The organism is Cupriavidus sp. 2SB (genome assembly GCF_005503625.1).
In the GTDB taxonomy this organism is placed as follows: domain Bacteria; phylum Pseudomonadota; class Gammaproteobacteria; order Burkholderiales; family Burkholderiaceae; genus Cupriavidus.
In genome coordinates, this window is sequence record NZ_SCMX01000015.1 from 91,299 (window position 1) to 105,399 (window position 14,101).

16 protein-coding genes are annotated in these 14,101 nt (G+C 62.9%); 13 read left to right on the forward strand and 3 right to left on the reverse strand.

Going from position 1 to position 14,101, the window contains the following annotated elements:
- Positions 1 to 3: 3 nt before the first annotated feature.
- Genes FFS21_RS09920 through FFS21_RS31985 form a run of 6 tightly spaced genes read left to right on the forward strand, consistent with a single transcriptional unit; the run spans position 4 to position 2,548 of the window.
- Positions 4 to 966, forward strand: coding sequence for a hypothetical protein (locus FFS21_RS09920; RefSeq protein ID WP_137924659.1), 963 nt, complete (start codon positions 4 to 6; stop codon positions 964 to 966).
- Between the two features lie 31 nt (positions 967 to 997).
- Entirely contained in the window at positions 998 to 1,348 is a 351-nt protein-coding gene (locus tag FFS21_RS09925; RefSeq protein ID WP_137924660.1) for a hypothetical protein, read from the forward strand.
- Positions 1,345 to 1,602, forward strand: a complete 258-nt coding sequence (locus FFS21_RS09930; RefSeq protein ID WP_137924661.1) for a DUF7940 domain-containing protein — start codon at positions 1,345 to 1,347, stop codon at positions 1,600 to 1,602. Before FFS21_RS09925 ends, FFS21_RS09930 begins: the two co-directional genes overlap by 4 nt.
- Positions 1,589 to 2,083: a hypothetical protein gene (locus tag FFS21_RS09935; protein WP_137924662.1), complete on the forward strand. Its 495-nt coding sequence runs from the start codon at positions 1,589 to 1,591 to the stop codon at positions 2,081 to 2,083. The genes FFS21_RS09930 and FFS21_RS09935 overlap by 14 nt, the downstream gene beginning before the upstream one ends.
- The gene (locus FFS21_RS09940) at positions 2,080 to 2,373 is read left to right on the forward strand and encodes a hypothetical protein (RefSeq protein WP_137924663.1); all 294 of its coding nucleotides are present in this window, start codon (positions 2,080 to 2,082) and stop codon (positions 2,371 to 2,373) included. The genes FFS21_RS09935 and FFS21_RS09940 overlap by 4 nt, the downstream gene beginning before the upstream one ends.
- 22 nt (positions 2,374 to 2,395) lie before the next feature.
- Complete coding sequence (locus FFS21_RS31985; protein ID WP_171020360.1) at positions 2,396 to 2,548, forward strand: hypothetical protein; 153 nt, start codon at positions 2,396 to 2,398, stop codon at positions 2,546 to 2,548.
- Position 2,549: 1 nt separating this feature from the next.
- Here the strand turns inward: FFS21_RS31985 and FFS21_RS09950 are convergent, their stop codons facing one another.
- Together FFS21_RS09950 and FFS21_RS09955 are read right to left on the reverse strand one after the other, a co-directional pair.
- Complete coding sequence (locus tag FFS21_RS09950) at positions 2,550 to 4,541, reverse strand: acyltransferase family protein (protein ID WP_171020363.1); 1,992 nt, start codon at positions 4,539 to 4,541, stop codon at positions 2,550 to 2,552.
- 195 nt (positions 4,542 to 4,736) lie between these two features.
- On the reverse strand, positions 4,737 to 6,239 hold the full coding sequence (locus tag FFS21_RS09955) for an MFS transporter (protein ID WP_249359263.1): 1,503 nt from the start codon (positions 6,237 to 6,239) through the stop codon (positions 4,737 to 4,739).
- A gap of 292 nt (positions 6,240 to 6,531) precedes the next feature.
- Here FFS21_RS09955 and FFS21_RS09960 point away from each other — a divergent pair, with 292 nt between their 5' ends.
- Positions 6,532 to 7,509, forward strand: coding sequence for an acyltransferase family protein (locus tag FFS21_RS09960; RefSeq protein WP_171020364.1), 978 nt, complete (start codon positions 6,532 to 6,534; stop codon positions 7,507 to 7,509).
- Positions 7,510 to 7,530: 21 nt separating this feature from the next.
- Here FFS21_RS09960 and dkgB read toward each other — a convergent pair whose 3' ends face one another.
- Positions 7,531 to 8,331, reverse strand: coding sequence for a 2,5-didehydrogluconate reductase DkgB (gene dkgB, locus FFS21_RS09965; RefSeq protein ID WP_137924667.1), 801 nt, complete (start codon positions 8,329 to 8,331; stop codon positions 7,531 to 7,533).
- A gap of 65 nt (positions 8,332 to 8,396) precedes the next feature.
- Between dkgB and FFS21_RS09970 the strand changes: the two genes are divergently transcribed.
- The 6 genes from FFS21_RS09970 to FFS21_RS09995 all read left to right on the forward strand — a co-directional run bounded on the left by FFS21_RS09970 (position 8,397) and on the right by FFS21_RS09995 (position 13,920).
- Positions 8,397 to 9,290 (forward strand): LysR family transcriptional regulator, encoded by an 894-nt coding sequence (locus FFS21_RS09970; RefSeq protein WP_137924668.1) that lies wholly within the window; start codon positions 8,397 to 8,399, stop codon positions 9,288 to 9,290.
- A gap of 125 nt (positions 9,291 to 9,415) precedes the next feature.
- A complete protein-coding gene (gene queE, locus FFS21_RS09975) occupies positions 9,416 to 10,048 on the forward strand; it encodes a 7-carboxy-7-deazaguanine synthase (protein WP_137924669.1) in 633 nt (210 codons plus the stop codon).
- A 3-nt stretch (positions 10,049 to 10,051) separates the two neighbouring features.
- Positions 10,052 to 10,528 (forward strand): 6-pyruvoyl trahydropterin synthase family protein, encoded by a 477-nt coding sequence (locus FFS21_RS09980; protein ID WP_137924670.1) that lies wholly within the window; start codon positions 10,052 to 10,054, stop codon positions 10,526 to 10,528.
- 12 nt (positions 10,529 to 10,540) lie between these two features.
- Positions 10,541 to 11,104 (forward strand): tRNA adenosine(34) deaminase TadA, encoded by a 564-nt coding sequence (tadA, locus tag FFS21_RS09985; protein WP_137924671.1) that lies wholly within the window; start codon positions 10,541 to 10,543, stop codon positions 11,102 to 11,104.
- Positions 11,105 to 11,153: 49 nt separating this feature from the next.
- Positions 11,154 to 12,089, forward strand: a complete 936-nt coding sequence (gene ldcA / locus FFS21_RS09990) for a muramoyltetrapeptide carboxypeptidase (RefSeq protein WP_137924672.1) — start codon at positions 11,154 to 11,156, stop codon at positions 12,087 to 12,089.
- 208 nt (positions 12,090 to 12,297) lie between these two features.
- A complete protein-coding gene (locus FFS21_RS09995; protein ID WP_137924673.1) occupies positions 12,298 to 13,920 on the forward strand; it encodes an ABC-F family ATPase in 1,623 nt (540 codons plus the stop codon).
- Positions 13,921 to 14,101: the final 181 nt, after the last annotated feature.

A 14,101-nucleotide genomic window follows, 5' to 3' on the forward strand; every position in this document is an offset into this window, starting at 1 on the left:
GACATGCGCAAACTTCTAACCTTCCTCACCGCAGCGCTGCTGGCCACGCTGGCCACTGCGCAGACCAAGACTCCCATCCAGCTGCTGAACCCCGCCGGCTCGACGGCGGGGCAGGCTATCGTATCCACCGGCCCGAGCACGTCGCCCACGTGGGGTGCGGTGGCTGCCACGGCGCTGGCACCGGTGGCTGCCAATACGTTCATTGCGAACGTGACCGGCTCGACGGCCGCACCGACTGCGGTGGCCGCGCCGAGCTGCAGCACGGCGAACAGCGCACTGAAGTACACCAGCGGCACCGGCCTGTCCTGCGGCACAGCGTTCGCGCTGACCAGTGGCAACCTGTCGCAATTCGCTGCCACTACCTCGGCGCAGCTGCTGGGCGTCCTGTCGGACGAGACTGGCAGCGGCCTTGCGGTGTTCGGCACATCGCCGTCGCTGACCACGCCGACGATTGCTGGCGCCGCGCTGTCGGGAACCTTCAGCGGCACGCCGACATTCAGCGGTGCGACCACGTTCACCAGCACTATCACCCCGTCGCAGACGGCCGGAATCGTGGGTACGACCACGAACAACAACGCGAATGCTGGCAGTGTCGGAGAGTTTGTCACCAGCACTGGAACGCTGCTTACCAGCATCGCCTCTGCCACGCCTATCAATCTAACAAGCATCTCGCTCACAGCTGGTGACTGGGATGTTACCGGCTCATTTGCCTTCTTCGGCAACACGGGCACGGTCAATACCCAGATTATGGGCGGCGTAAGCACTGTGTCCGCGACGCTGCCAGCATATCCGGATCGCCTGAATTTGCCTTACAGCGCGCCCGCCGTCGCCACTCTCGCGAGCGGCGTGCCGACCGTACGCGTCAGCGTTGCGTCCACCACCACGGTATACCTCATCGGGTACGCCACCTTCAGCGGCGGTACGACGGACGCACAGGGCAAGATCAGAGCGCGCCGCGTTCGCTGACATTCGTATTTCTTTGTTGACCGGGGAATCCATGGACTCGACCAAAGACAGCGGCTCGCGCTGGCTCGACACGAAGATCAACCTACAGAGCCTGGTCAGCGCCGTCATCGGTGCTGCGGTGGTTGCGTCCATTGCATGGTTCGCCCTAGTAGGCCGGGTGCAGGCGCTGGAACAGAAGGACAGCGAGCACGAGCGGCACTTTTCCCGCGTCGAGGCTGACATCAGACTGCAGCGTGAGGAAACGTCGCAGCAGTTCCGGACCGTGACCAACGACATGAAGGAACAGATCGGCGGCATCGGCAACGATGTGAAGGAGATCCGCCGCTACCTGATGGACAACGCGGCCGGCAACCGGCCCGAGATTAGGAGATGGGCCAAATGAAAATCTCGCTCGCTGACAACTGGCGGCAGTTGCACAAGAAGGGCACTGTCATTCTGGCCAGCTTCTTCGCTGCGGTGACTGCTTTCGGGCCGACGCTGGTCGACACCTGGAACATGATGCCGCAGGATCTGAAGTCCGCCCTGCCGGAAGGGACCGCGCGCTGGGTATCGACGGCGGCGTTCGTGCTGGTGATCTTCGTGCGCTACACGTCGATCCGGAAGAAGGACAAGGGGGACGGCGATGCTGGCGCGTGAATTTGTGACGGGCCCGCTGGCAAAGGCGCTGGCGATCCTGCCCGATCCGATGGATACACCGAAGGCCAGGCTGATGGTGACGGCCATCTGCCTGCAGGAATCCGGGCTGGTTCATCGCCGCCAGATGGGCAACGGCCCGGCGCGGGGCTTCCCTCAATTCGAACTCGGCACGCGGCAGACACGGGGCGGCGTCTGGGGCGTCTACCTGCACGACGCCTCCCGCTTCTGGTTGGACCGGTTGTGCGCCTCGCGAGGCGTGCAATTCCTGCCGGACAGCATCTGGCGAGCGCTGGAGACAGACGACGTGCTGGCCGCCGGCGTTGCCCGCCTGCTGCTGTTCACCGATCCGAAGCAGCTGCCGTCGATGGATGATCCCGACGGGGCATGGGGGCTGTACCTGCGCACGTGGCGCCCGGGCAAACCGAGGCCCGAGACATGGCCGGCGAATCACTCGGTAGCAAAACTAGCGGTGACCCTATGACGGCCCTGATTGCTGCTGCCCTGAAGTTCGGCCCGTGGCTGGTGGGCTTTGCCGCCTTTCTGTTCGGATGGGCACGCCATAAGCAGGCCCAGACCACTACGGCCCAGGCTGAACAGAAGGTTGCCGAAGCGGAGAAGCGTGCGGCTCAGGTCGACGCCATCGAGGCCAAGGCCAACCAGGACGCCGCCCGGGCTGGCGCTGACAACGCAAAGGTGAGACGAGATGAGGATTCTGCTGCTGCTGGCGAGCCTGACGCTGACCGCGTGCTGCACGACGAGTGGGGTAAGTGAGCCGCCCGAGCCGCAGGTAGTGGTGAAGACCCGTACGGTCGACACCGCCTGCGACTGGACGAAGCCAATCTACGTCGACAAGGCAGATGTGCTGACAGAAGCCACCGCGCAGACCATCCTGGCGCACAACCGCGCCGGCGCCAAGGTCTGCGGGTGGAAGCCCAAATCCAAGTAGCTCACCGCGCATCCAGTTGCTTGATCAGGTCGCGGACGTAGAACTCGTTCCCGGCCTTCGACATGTGGTCCTTGTCGCCCATCATGATCAGGCCATCCTTGAACAGGTTGCACTTGCCGTCCGGGCACAGCCACGGCGTCGGGTCGTAGAACATCACGCCGGGGTTTTCGGCCTTGATCCGCTCCATCACCTTGTAGTAGTCCGGATGCGTCAGCAGATCCTTGTCTGTCAGCGCACTGCAGAAGGCGGGGTAGTTCTTGAACCGCGTCCGGATGCTGAGCGGCGACGGCGCGCACTGCTGCGATTCCTTCCGCAAGGTGTAGTTGTCCATGGCCACGATCACGTGCTTGCCCATCCCCTGAAGTTTCTTGATGGTGCGGTTATAGCCCTGCACGAACTCGCCGGCGCGGTCGGCGGTGTCCTCGCGCATGAACCCCTTGTACGCCGCGAGTACCACATACTCCACGCTGGGTGTGTGGGCGATGTAGTCGAGCCCGGCCTGCAGCGCGTAGTCGCAGCCTGGGCGCCACTCCGCTCCCAGCGCCGGCGGGCACGAGCTGGCGCCGATGATGGCCGGCCGGTCGAGGCGCTTGTCTCCACTGTGGGCGAAGCCCCAGAACATGACCAGCGCGTGGCTGTCGCCGAGCAGGGCGACGTTTGGTCGCTCGGATTTCACACAGAACGTAGACGGCTTTTCGGAGACCTCGTCCAGGCACCCCTCGCCAGGCAAGTTGGACTCGCGCACCTCTCGCGCCGACAGGTCGTTTGGCGAGCCGCGATAGCGGATGGGCAACCCATCGAACCAGAACATGGCCAGGCCAGCGACAGCCGTCGCCAAGGTAGCCACCACGATGCCGCGGTGGATTGCCTTGCGGTTCTTGCCGAAGCGCAGCGGGTTCTCGATCAGGTGGTGGGTTGCGGCCGATAGCGCGATCGTCAGCACCACCGCCCACAGGCGGCCCTCGTCCGTGGCCGGGCCATCGTTGATGATCCGCAGGAACGTCAGGACGGGCCAGTGCCACAGGTAGGTGACAAAGCTGATCTTGCCGAACCAGACAAACACCGGATTGCCCAAAAGGAAGCGGTTGGGCAGCGCCCGTGCGCCGGCCACAATCAGGAGCGCCGTGCCCAGAGTGGGCAGCAGGGCATTGAACCCGGGGAACTCGCTTTCCGTGGTGATGGTGTCGAAGCCGTACCAGAGCAGCAGGGCGCCGGCCACCGCGCAGATGTTGCCCAGCAGGAGGGCGGGGACGCCGCGCACCAGCGGGCGGCGCTTGCCGACGGCCAACGTCAGGTAGGCGAGCAGGGCGCCGATGAGCAGTTCCCAGAACCGGGCCTGCGGCAGGTAGAACGCCGACGTCGGGTCCACTTCCAGATAGTGCAGGCCCACGGCAAACGACGCGGCGCCGGCCGCCAGCGTGACCCACAGCGGTGTCATCCTGAACCGGTACAGCACCCAGAGCAGGACCGGCCACACTATATAGAACTGTTCCTCGATCCCGAGCGACCATAGGTGCAGGAGGATCTTCGTCTCTGCCGCCCGGTCGAAATAGCCGGATTCATCCCACAGCACCAAGTTGGAAACGAAGCCGATACCGCCGGTGATGTGTTTGCCCAGTTCCTTGTACTCGTGGTCGAACAGCGTGAACGAGCCAACCACGATGCAGGCCACCATGACCGTCAGCAGCGACGGCAGGATGCGGCGCGCGCGGCGCCAGTAGAAGTCGGCGAAGCTGAAATTGCCGGTCTCGAGCCCTTTCAGCAGGATGCTGGTGATCAGGAACCCGGAGATGGTAAAGAACACGTCTACGCCGATGAAGCCGCCCGTGATCCAGTCGGGGAACGCGTGGTAGCCCACCACGGACAGGACCGCGATTGCCCGCAGCCCATCGATGTCGGCGCGGTATCTCAGGTGGTCGGCGTGCGCAGCGGCTTTTGTTTTTGACGTCGCGTCGGCTGGCAGGCCGTCGAACGTCTTTGCCGGTTGTGGCATATTTGTCGGGAATGTATCGAAAGTACGGCGAGATTGTAGCATTCGACTTTAGACGGTATTGGTGACGGTATTCCGGTCGGTGCGGGGTGATATTCCCGTTGTAAACAACGGGTTAGGCGCGCTGTTTATAAATGAGTGGGAATAACGACGGATAGGACAGAAAAGGCCGACGGTTAAGTCGGCCTTTTTCTTTTGTCAGGAACGTGTTGCCCGATCCCGTGCCTTCGGAATCGTCATCATGATCGATATTGCCGCGATCACGACCATCAGCAGGTTGAAGGAGAGGGCGATGCTGGCGGCTTCCCGCACGGCGATTTCCTTGCCCCCCTGAAATTCCAGCAGGCCGTCGAATATCGGGCCACCGGTATCGGTCCGGATCGCCGTAAAGATGGCTGCCGAGATGGCTACGCCAAATGCGCCGCCGAGTGACGATGCCATCTTGTAGATCCCCGCACCGGCGCCGGCCTGGTTCTCGGGGAGGGCCGACAGGGCCGCGTCGGTCGAAGGCGTTGCGTAGAACGCCAGTCCGATGCCTTGCAGCGCGAAGCCCACGAACACCAGTATCTTGTAGGTTTCCAGCGAGAATTGCGTCTGCGCCAGCAGCAGCACGGAAAGCCCTGTGATCATGCAGCCCCACAGCATGGGCAAGCGCGAGCCGAAGCGCCGCAACAGTATTTCACCCACGCGGATAAACCCGATGATCGTGACGGCAAAGCCGATGGTCAGCATCCCCGCCTGCTGCACGGACAGCTTGCCGCCTAACTGCATCGTTTGCATCGTGACGATCAGCGTACCGGCCACGCCGTTCAGCATGAAGTTGGAAATTGTCGCGCCGGTGTAGGTGCTATTGCGGAACAGGCTGAAATCGATGAACGGATCCTGTGTGCGCAATTCATGCCACAGGAAGATCGCGCCGAACAGCAGCGCGCTGGCGCCGAGCAACAAGGTAGCGACGCTGTCCCAGCCAAGGCGGCTGCCCTGTGTCACAACTACCTGCAGCCCGATCATCGCGAGCATGAAAGTGAAGATGCCGAAGCGGTCGATGCGCACCGCACGTCCGGTGTTGGCCCGGCTTTCGGGTGTGCCGCGGATCAGCAGCAATCCGGCCAGCGCCACGAAGATCGACACGAGAAAGATCGAGCGCCAGCCGAAATTGCCGGCGACGAACCCGCCGAACAGCGCGCAGAGACCCGAGCCGCCCCATGATCCGATCGACCACAGGCTGATGGCACGCTGCCGCGCCGCGCCGTGCCAATAGGTCTTCACCAGCGCCAGACTGGACGGCATGATGCACGCTGCCGATAAACCCTGTAGCGCACGGCCGAGGATCAGCGCCGGCGCGGCGAATGTGCCTGACGGCGCGAGCGCTACCAGCAGGCACCCACAGATGCTTAGGACAAAGCCGAAGCGGAGAATCCGCATCCGACCGATACGGTCGGCCAGGCCGCCCGTGAAGACGATGAAGATGCCGGAGAACAAGGCTGTGATAGCGACGGCGATGTTCATCGTCGTGGCAGGTAATCCCAGCGTCTTTTCCATATCGGGCGCCACATTGAACACGGTCTGCGCGAACAGCCAGAATGTGAGAACGCCCAGCACAATGCCGAACAACAGGCGGTCATTGCCCTGGAAACCGGGATCGGAGGCCGCGTCGACAGGCTGGATGACGGCGGTTGGGATGGCTTGCGAATTTGACACGTTGCTTCCCCTTTTCAGTTGCGCTTTTGTGCGCGATCGACAGCATTCCTGCTGGCGATCAACGTATCAGGGGGAGAAGAGGCGAGTCTTGCGCCAGCACAGTTTCCCGTCGCCAGCGGCATCGGGCTGCCAATGGGATTGACGCAGGCCAATCCGGCCTGGGGGCCAATGCGCGGCACCGCACAGCCGGGCGTGGCATTCCGTCCCATGCTGCGCAGGCGGACCGCACCATATGGGGCCGGCGCTACCGATCGAGAGCGATCACCCCGGGGTCAGGCGTGGAGGAGGGGACATGCTGAACAATATTCAGATTCTGCGGGCGCTGGCCGCGCTGGCCGTGGTGATGTTCCATGTGATCGGCATTTCCAAGGTGTACGGCTTGTCCACTTCGCTGGTGCGGATCGAGGGGTGGGGTGACTGCGGCGTCGATGTCTTCTTTGTGATTTCCGGCTTCGTCATGGTCTACACGCAGGATCGCAAGCACCGTACCGCATCCGAGTTTTTCAAGGAGCGGCTGCTGCGGATCGTACCGATCTACTGGCTGCTTACCTTCGCCATGATCGCGCTGCTTTTTGTGGTGCCCGCCGCGTTTCGCGATGATGACCGCGGTCTGCTGCACATCGTGTCATCGCTTCTGTTCGTCGCGGGCGTCGCACTGGATCGCATGCCCGTGCTGTATGTCGGATGGTCGCTCGAGTACGAGTTGCTGTTCTATACGCTGTTCGCGGTAGGGCTCATCTTCACCCGCAGGCGTTATGCGTTCCTGTTTCCGATCCTGGCGCTGATCGTGGCGGTGCTGCTTGGGTGGAGCCGGCCGATAGCGCTCGAATTCGCGTGCGGCATGATGGTGGCAAAGGCTTACCAGTCAGGCAAATTTCGCATCGGACTGCCGCTCGCGGTGGTGGGTGCGGCGTTGCTCTGCGTGACGATGGTCTGGCGGCCCGATATCGACCGCTTGCTGTTGTCGGGTGTCCCCGCTGTGTTGCTGGTCTATGGCGCGCTCCATATGCGGCAATTGGCCTCGAAATGGCTGGTCTACCTCGGGGGCGCGTCGTACAGCATCTATCTGGTCCAGGTCTTCACGATCCCGGCGTTCTACAAGTTTTCTTCGCGCTACCTGGACGCCGTGCCAGTGGATCTGCTGGCAGCGGCGGCCTTTGTCTCGACAGCGGTGTTCGGCTGTTTGGTCTACCGGTATGTGGAACTGCCGATGACCGCGCGGCTCAAGAAAATGGCGGCCGGCGACGGCGTGCTCGCGGTCAAGACCTGAGTCCGGCGGTCGACGGCAGGCTCAATCCCACTTCGGCGCAAAGTCTGGGCTGACGAGCCTTTCGCCACGGTCCAGTGCGGCAATCTCCGCCATTTCCGCATCGGTCAGTGTCAGTTGCGCAGCCGTCAGATTGCTGGCGAGGTTGGCGCGCTTGGTAGACGATGGAATCACGGCGATGCCTCGCTGCAACAGCCAGGCGAGAGTTACCTGCGCGGCGGAAACTCCATGCGCGCGGCCGATACGCTGAAGCGTGGCGTCCTCCAGCACTTTGCCGTATGCCAGCGGCATATAGGCGGTGACATGCAGCCCGTGTTCGCGCATGAAATCGGTCACCTTGCGGTTCTGCATGAACGGATGCATCTCGATCTGGTTCGTGGCGATGGCCGCGGCACCCACGACGTCGATGGCCTGTTTCAGGTGCCCGATCGTAAAGTTCGAGACGCCGATCTGGCGCGTCAGGCCATCAGCCTGCGCCTTGGCCAGGGCTTCCATGGATTCCGCCAGCGGCACGCCGTCGTCCGGTGCTGGCCAGTGGATCAGCGTCAGGTCCAGACGATCGAGGCCGAGCTTTTCGCGGCTGGTCTCCAGGCTGGCGTGCAAGGCGTCGCGACCCAGGTTCGCCATCCAGATCTTGGTGGTCACGAACAACTCGCCGCGCGGTACGCCGCCCGTGGCAATGGCCTGTCCGACATCGGCTTCATTGCCGTAGATCTGCGCGGTGTCGATATGGCGATACCCGAGCTCCAGGCCGGTAGTCACCGAGTCGATGGCCTGCTGTTGCTTGAGGCGGAACGTGCCGAGGCCGAGTTGAGGCATTTGCATGGGTGGCTCCTTGTGCAACGCAGAAACCCCGTGATCGACAGAACATAGTTGACTAGAATTCAACAATGACTCTGACACTAGAAGAACTGCTGGCCTTTGTCACCGTGGTGGACAGTGGCTCGATCACCGCCGCCGCCGAACAACTGGGACAGACCGTTTCCGGCATCAGCCGTGCGTTATCCAGGCTGGAAGAAAAGCTCGACACCACTTTGCTGCGCCGAACCACGCGGCGGCTTGAGCTGACCGAGGAGGGCGCGGTGATGCTGGCCCACGCGCGGCAGATCCTCGGGGCGGCGGATCAGGCCGAAGAACAGATGCGGCTGCGCCGGCAGAAACCGGCGGGGCGGCTGCGCGTCAATGCGGCGTCGCCGTTCATGTTCCACGTGATCGTGCCGTTGGTTGGGGCGTTTCGTGCGGCGTATCCCGAGATTTCGCTCGAACTGAACACCAACGATCAGATCATCGATTTGCTGGAGCATCGCACCGATGTCGCCATCCGCATCGGCCCGCTGCGCGATTCCACACTGCACGCCCGGCCGTTGGGCACGAGCCAGATCCGCGTCGTGGCAAGTCCGGGCTATCTGAAGGCGCACGGCCGGCCAAAGAGCGTAGCTGACTTGAGCCAGCACACGCTGATCGGCTTTACGCAACCCGAAACCCTGAACCGGTGGCCACTCCGGGATGCATCGGGCAGCGACATTCAGATCCAGCCCGCGCTGACGGCTTCCAGTGGCGAGACGCTCCGCCAGTTGGCGTTGGCCGGGGAGGGCATCGTGTGCCTGGCCGATTACATGACCGATGCCGACCGCCGGGCGGGCAGTCTGGCGCAGGTGTTGCCGCAAGACACCATCGAGGTGCGCCAGCCTATCCATGCCGTTTACTATCTCAACACGCAGCTATCCACTCGGATTGCTGTATTTCTCGATTTCCTGACCGATCGGCTGCGGGCCATGCCATAGGATGCCTTAGCAGAAACCCTAAGTTCTTGATACAATCGTCGGTTGCTCACGCTGCGGCTTTTGCCTATTTTTTGAGCAGGCAACCACTCGATTACAAGCCCTACACAAGTCCCATACCCACACGCATGACCTACGCCGTCAAGGAAATCTTCTACACGCTGCAAGGCGAAGGCGCTAACGCCGGCCGCGCCGCGGTGTTCTGCCGTTTCTCGGGTTGTAACCTGTGGACCGGTCGTGAGGAAGATCGCGCGAAGGCCGTGTGCCAGTTCTGCGATACCGATTTCGTCGGCACCGATGGTACGCGCGGCGGCAAGTACAAGACTGCAGAGGAACTGGCCGCGGTGGTGGCTTCTGAATGGCAGGGCCGGGGCGGTCAGCCGCTGGTGGTCTGCACGGGCGGCGAACCGCTGCTGCAGCTCGATGCGCCGCTGATCGACGCCCTGCACGCGCAGGGTTTCGAAATCGCCATCGAGACCAATGGCACGCTGCCAGTGCCGGACGGTATCGACTGGGTTTGCGTGAGTCCGAAGATGGGTTCGGAGCTTGTCGTCAAGAAGGGCGACGAGCTGAAGGTGGTGATGCCGCAGGACGGCCAGGACTTCGCGGCATACGAACAACTGGATTTCCGCTATTTCCTGGTGCAGGCCATGGATGGTCCGCTGGCACGGCAGAATACAGCCGCAGCGGTGGATTTCTGCCAGCGCCATCCGCGCTGGCGCCTGTCGTTGCAGACCCACAAGCTGCTGGGCATTCGCTGACACATGAGCAAACAAGTTTCGATTACACGCCGGCTCGAATTCGACTCCGGCCACCGCATCCCGAGCCACGGCGGCCAGTGCCGCAACATCCACGGCCATCGCTACCGGCTGGATCTGACGCTTTCCGGCGAGGTCTTGCATCAGGAGGGCGCGCCCGATGACGGCATGATCCTGGACTTCGGCGATATCAAGACGCTCGCCAACGAGCATCTGGTGTCGAAGTGGGACCACGCGTTCCTGATCTATCGGGGAGACACGGCACTGCTGAATTTCCTGCAGACCATGGATAACCACAAGACCGTGGTCATCGACAGCATTCCGACCGTCGAGAATTTGGCGCAGGAAGCATTCGACATCCTCGCCCCGGTCTTCCGCAACTGCTTCAACCACCATCTGCAACTGACCAAGCTTGTGCTGTTCGAAACGCCGAACTGCTGGGCCGAAGTCAGCGCCCCGTTCTCGCTGCCTGCGCAGGACTGAGCGAGCCGGATCATGACCACCGCGCCCACGTTCGAGGACGACGCTGCACGTGACCGCTTCTACATGACGGCTGCGCTCGAAGAGGCGCGGCTGGCGGAAGCGGCAGGCGAGGTGCCCGTGGGGGCCGTGGTGGTCTGGAACGACACGATCATTGCCCGCGGTCATAACCTGCCGATCCGTTCTGTCGATCCCTCGGCTCACGCGGAAATGCAGGCTTTGCGCGCCGCCGCCCGGGTGCTCGGTAACTACCGCATGCCCGAGTGCGAGATCTACGTGACGCTGGAGCCATGTGCGATGTGCAGCGGCGCCATCCTGCACGCGCGGCTCAAGCACGTGGTGTTCGGCGCTACCGATCCGAAAACCGGGGCGGCTGGCAGCGTCGTGGACCTGTTCGCGCAGGCCACACTCAATCACCAGACCACGGTCGCACGGGGTGTCATGGCCGACGAATGCGGGCAGATGCTGCGCGATTTCTTCGGTGCGCGACGCCGGGCGCAGAAGGCCGCACAGAAACTCGCCCAGGCGGCAGCCACGGAAGCGCAGCCGACGCCGCCCTCGCCATCGCCGGCCGATTAGGCGAAAATCGGCGCTTCCGCTGTTCCGACCCTACCGTCAACGCTGAAGCATGAGCCAACCCTCCCAAGTCCAGCCCGTAGCAGTCCGTCTTGTTGCGCCCTCCGGCTATCCGCATGATGCGGCGATTGCCGAACGCGGCTGCGCATGGCTCAAGCTGCACGGCTATCAGGTCAACAACCCCGAGGTCCTGTCGCGCCGCTACCTGCGGTTTGGTGGCACCGATGAGGAGCGGCTGGCGGACCTCCACGCCATCGGCACGGGCGACGCAGGCGAGCTGACGCTGGCCGTGCGCGGTGGCTACGGGCTGGCAAGGATACTCGGTAGCATCGATTTCGCACGTATCGCCGAACAGGCCCGGGCGACCGGCACGCCGATCATCGGACACAGCGATTTCACGGCTTTCCAGTTGGCCTATCTGGCCGCGACGGGCGGTGTAACGTTTGCAGGTCCGATGCTGCTGGCTGATTTTGGTGCCGAACCCGCCGATGCCTTCATGTGGCAGCACTTCGAAGGCATCCTGCGCAATCCGGCTTACCGGATCGACATCGACGCGCCGCAGAAAGGTGCCGCAACGACCGTAGAGGGCACCCTCTGGGGCGGCAATCTCGCCATGCTGTGCAGCTTGCTTGGCACGTCTTATCTGCCTGAAGTCGACGGCGGCATCCTCTTCCTCGAAGACATCAACGAACCGCCATACCGCGTGGAGCGGATGCTGCTGCAACTGCTGCAGGCTGGCGTGCTGGCGCGGCAGCAGGCCATCGTGCTCGGCGATTTCTCGAACTACCGCACCACGGATTACGACAACGGCTATGACATGGATACCGTGTTCGACTACATCCGTGCCCAGTTGCGCATTCCGGTGCTGACTGGCCTGCCATTCGGCCACTGCCCGCGCAAGCTGACGCTGCCGGTGGGCGCGCAGGCGCGCGTGAAGTTGGGGGTGGATGGATTCTCGCTGGCGCTGTCGGCGTATCCGACGCTGTAGTAACGCAGGCGGCACTGGCGGACCTGACTTACGGGATGCGTCCGCAAGTGCTAAAATGCCCGGTTATTTCCTCATTCCGCCGCGCCATCCGGTAGCCCCCTGCGCCCATATCAGGTGCAAGCCGGGTACATATCCGGTCCCACGCTGGCTTTCCAGGCTTCTCAGGGTACCCACGCGGCACACCCGCTTTCCAGACAAGGTTTCAGACGTGCTTTCTACCGCAAACATCACCATGCAGTTCGGCCCCAAGCCGTTGTTCGAGAACATCTCGGTCAAGTTCGGCGAGGGCAACCGTTACGGCCTGATCGGCGCGAACGGCTGCGGCAAGTCCACGTTCATGAAGATCCTGGGCGCCGACCTGGAGCAATCGTCGGGTACGGTCATGCTGGAGCCGGGCATCCGCCTGGGCAAGCTGCGCCAGGACCAGTTTGCCTATGAAGACAACCGCGTGCTCGACGTAGTGATGATGGGCCATACGGAAATGTGGGCTGCCGCCAGCGAGCGCGATGCCATCTACGCGAACCCCGAGGCCACCGACGAAGACTACATGAAGGCCGCCGAGTTGGAAGCCAAGTACGCCGAGTACGACGGCTACACGGCCGAGGCGCGTGCCGGCGAACTGCTGCTGGGCGTGGGCATTCCCACCGACCAGCACCAGGGCCCGATGAGCGATGTCGCCCCGGGCTGGAAGCTGCGCGTGTTGCTGGCCCAGGCGCTGTTCTCGAACCCGGACGTGCTGCTGCTCGACGAACCGACCAATAACCTGGACATCAACACGATCCGCTGGCTGGAAGATGTGCTCAACGAGCGCAACTCCACCATGATCATCATTTCCCACGATCGCCACTTCCTGAACTCCGTGTGCACGCACATGGCCGACATGGACTACGGCACGCTGAAGGTCTACCCGGGCAACTACGACGACTACATGCAGGCGTCGATGCAGGCCCGCGAACGGCAGATGGCCGCCAACGCGCGTGCCAAGGAACGCATCACCGAACTGCAGGATTTCGTGCGTCGCTTCTCGGCCAACAAGTCCAAGGCTCGCCAGGCGACGTCGCGCGCCAAGCAGATCGACAAGATCAAGGTCGAGGACATCAAGCCGTCCTCGCGCCAGAACCCGTTTGTGCGCTTCGAGTTCGAGAAGAAGCTGCACAACCTGGCGGTGGAAGCCGATGGCGTCACCAAGACCTATGACCGCAAGATCATCAACAACTTGTCGATGGCGATTCAGGCCGGCGAGCGCGTGGCGATCATCGGCGAGAACGGCGCGGGCAAGACCACGCTGTTGCGCAGCCTGCTGAACAGCGCGGTGGAAACCGGTGTGCAGCGTGGCGTGGAAGTGGATCGTGGCACGATCAAGTGGGCAGAAAACGCTAACGTTGGCTATATGCCTCAAGACACGTACGAGGAATTCCCGACGGACGTGAACGTGATGGACTGGATGAGCCAGTGGACGCAGGCCGGCGACGACGACACGTCGTTGCGCGGCACGCTGGGCCGCCTGCTGTTCTCGGCCGACGACATCAAGAAGAACGTGAAGGTGCTGTCGGGTGGCGAGAAGGGCCGCATGATCTGGGGCAAGCTGATGCTGGGCCGCCATAACGTGCTGGCCATGGACGAGCCGACCAACCACATGGACATGGAGTCGATCGAATCGCTCCAGATCGCGCTGGACAAGTTTGCTGGCACCCTGATCTTCGTCTCGCACGACCGCGAACTGATCAACGGCCTGGCCACGCGCGTGATCGAAGTCCGCACGGACGGTACGATCACCGACTACCTGGGTACGTACGACGAGTACCTGCAGTCGCAGGGGATCGAGGCTTAGTTTCTCAGGGTTTCTTTCCCGAGGTTTTGCTCCCCTCTCCCGCCTTGCGGGAGAGGGGCGGGGGAGAGGGCAGGCAGTTCTGCTTGCCGACTAACCGCAATTTGGACCGCTGGCCCTCTCCCCCAACCCCTCTCCCGCGCGCGGGAGAGGGGTTGGGGGAGAGGGCCAGCGGTCCAAATTG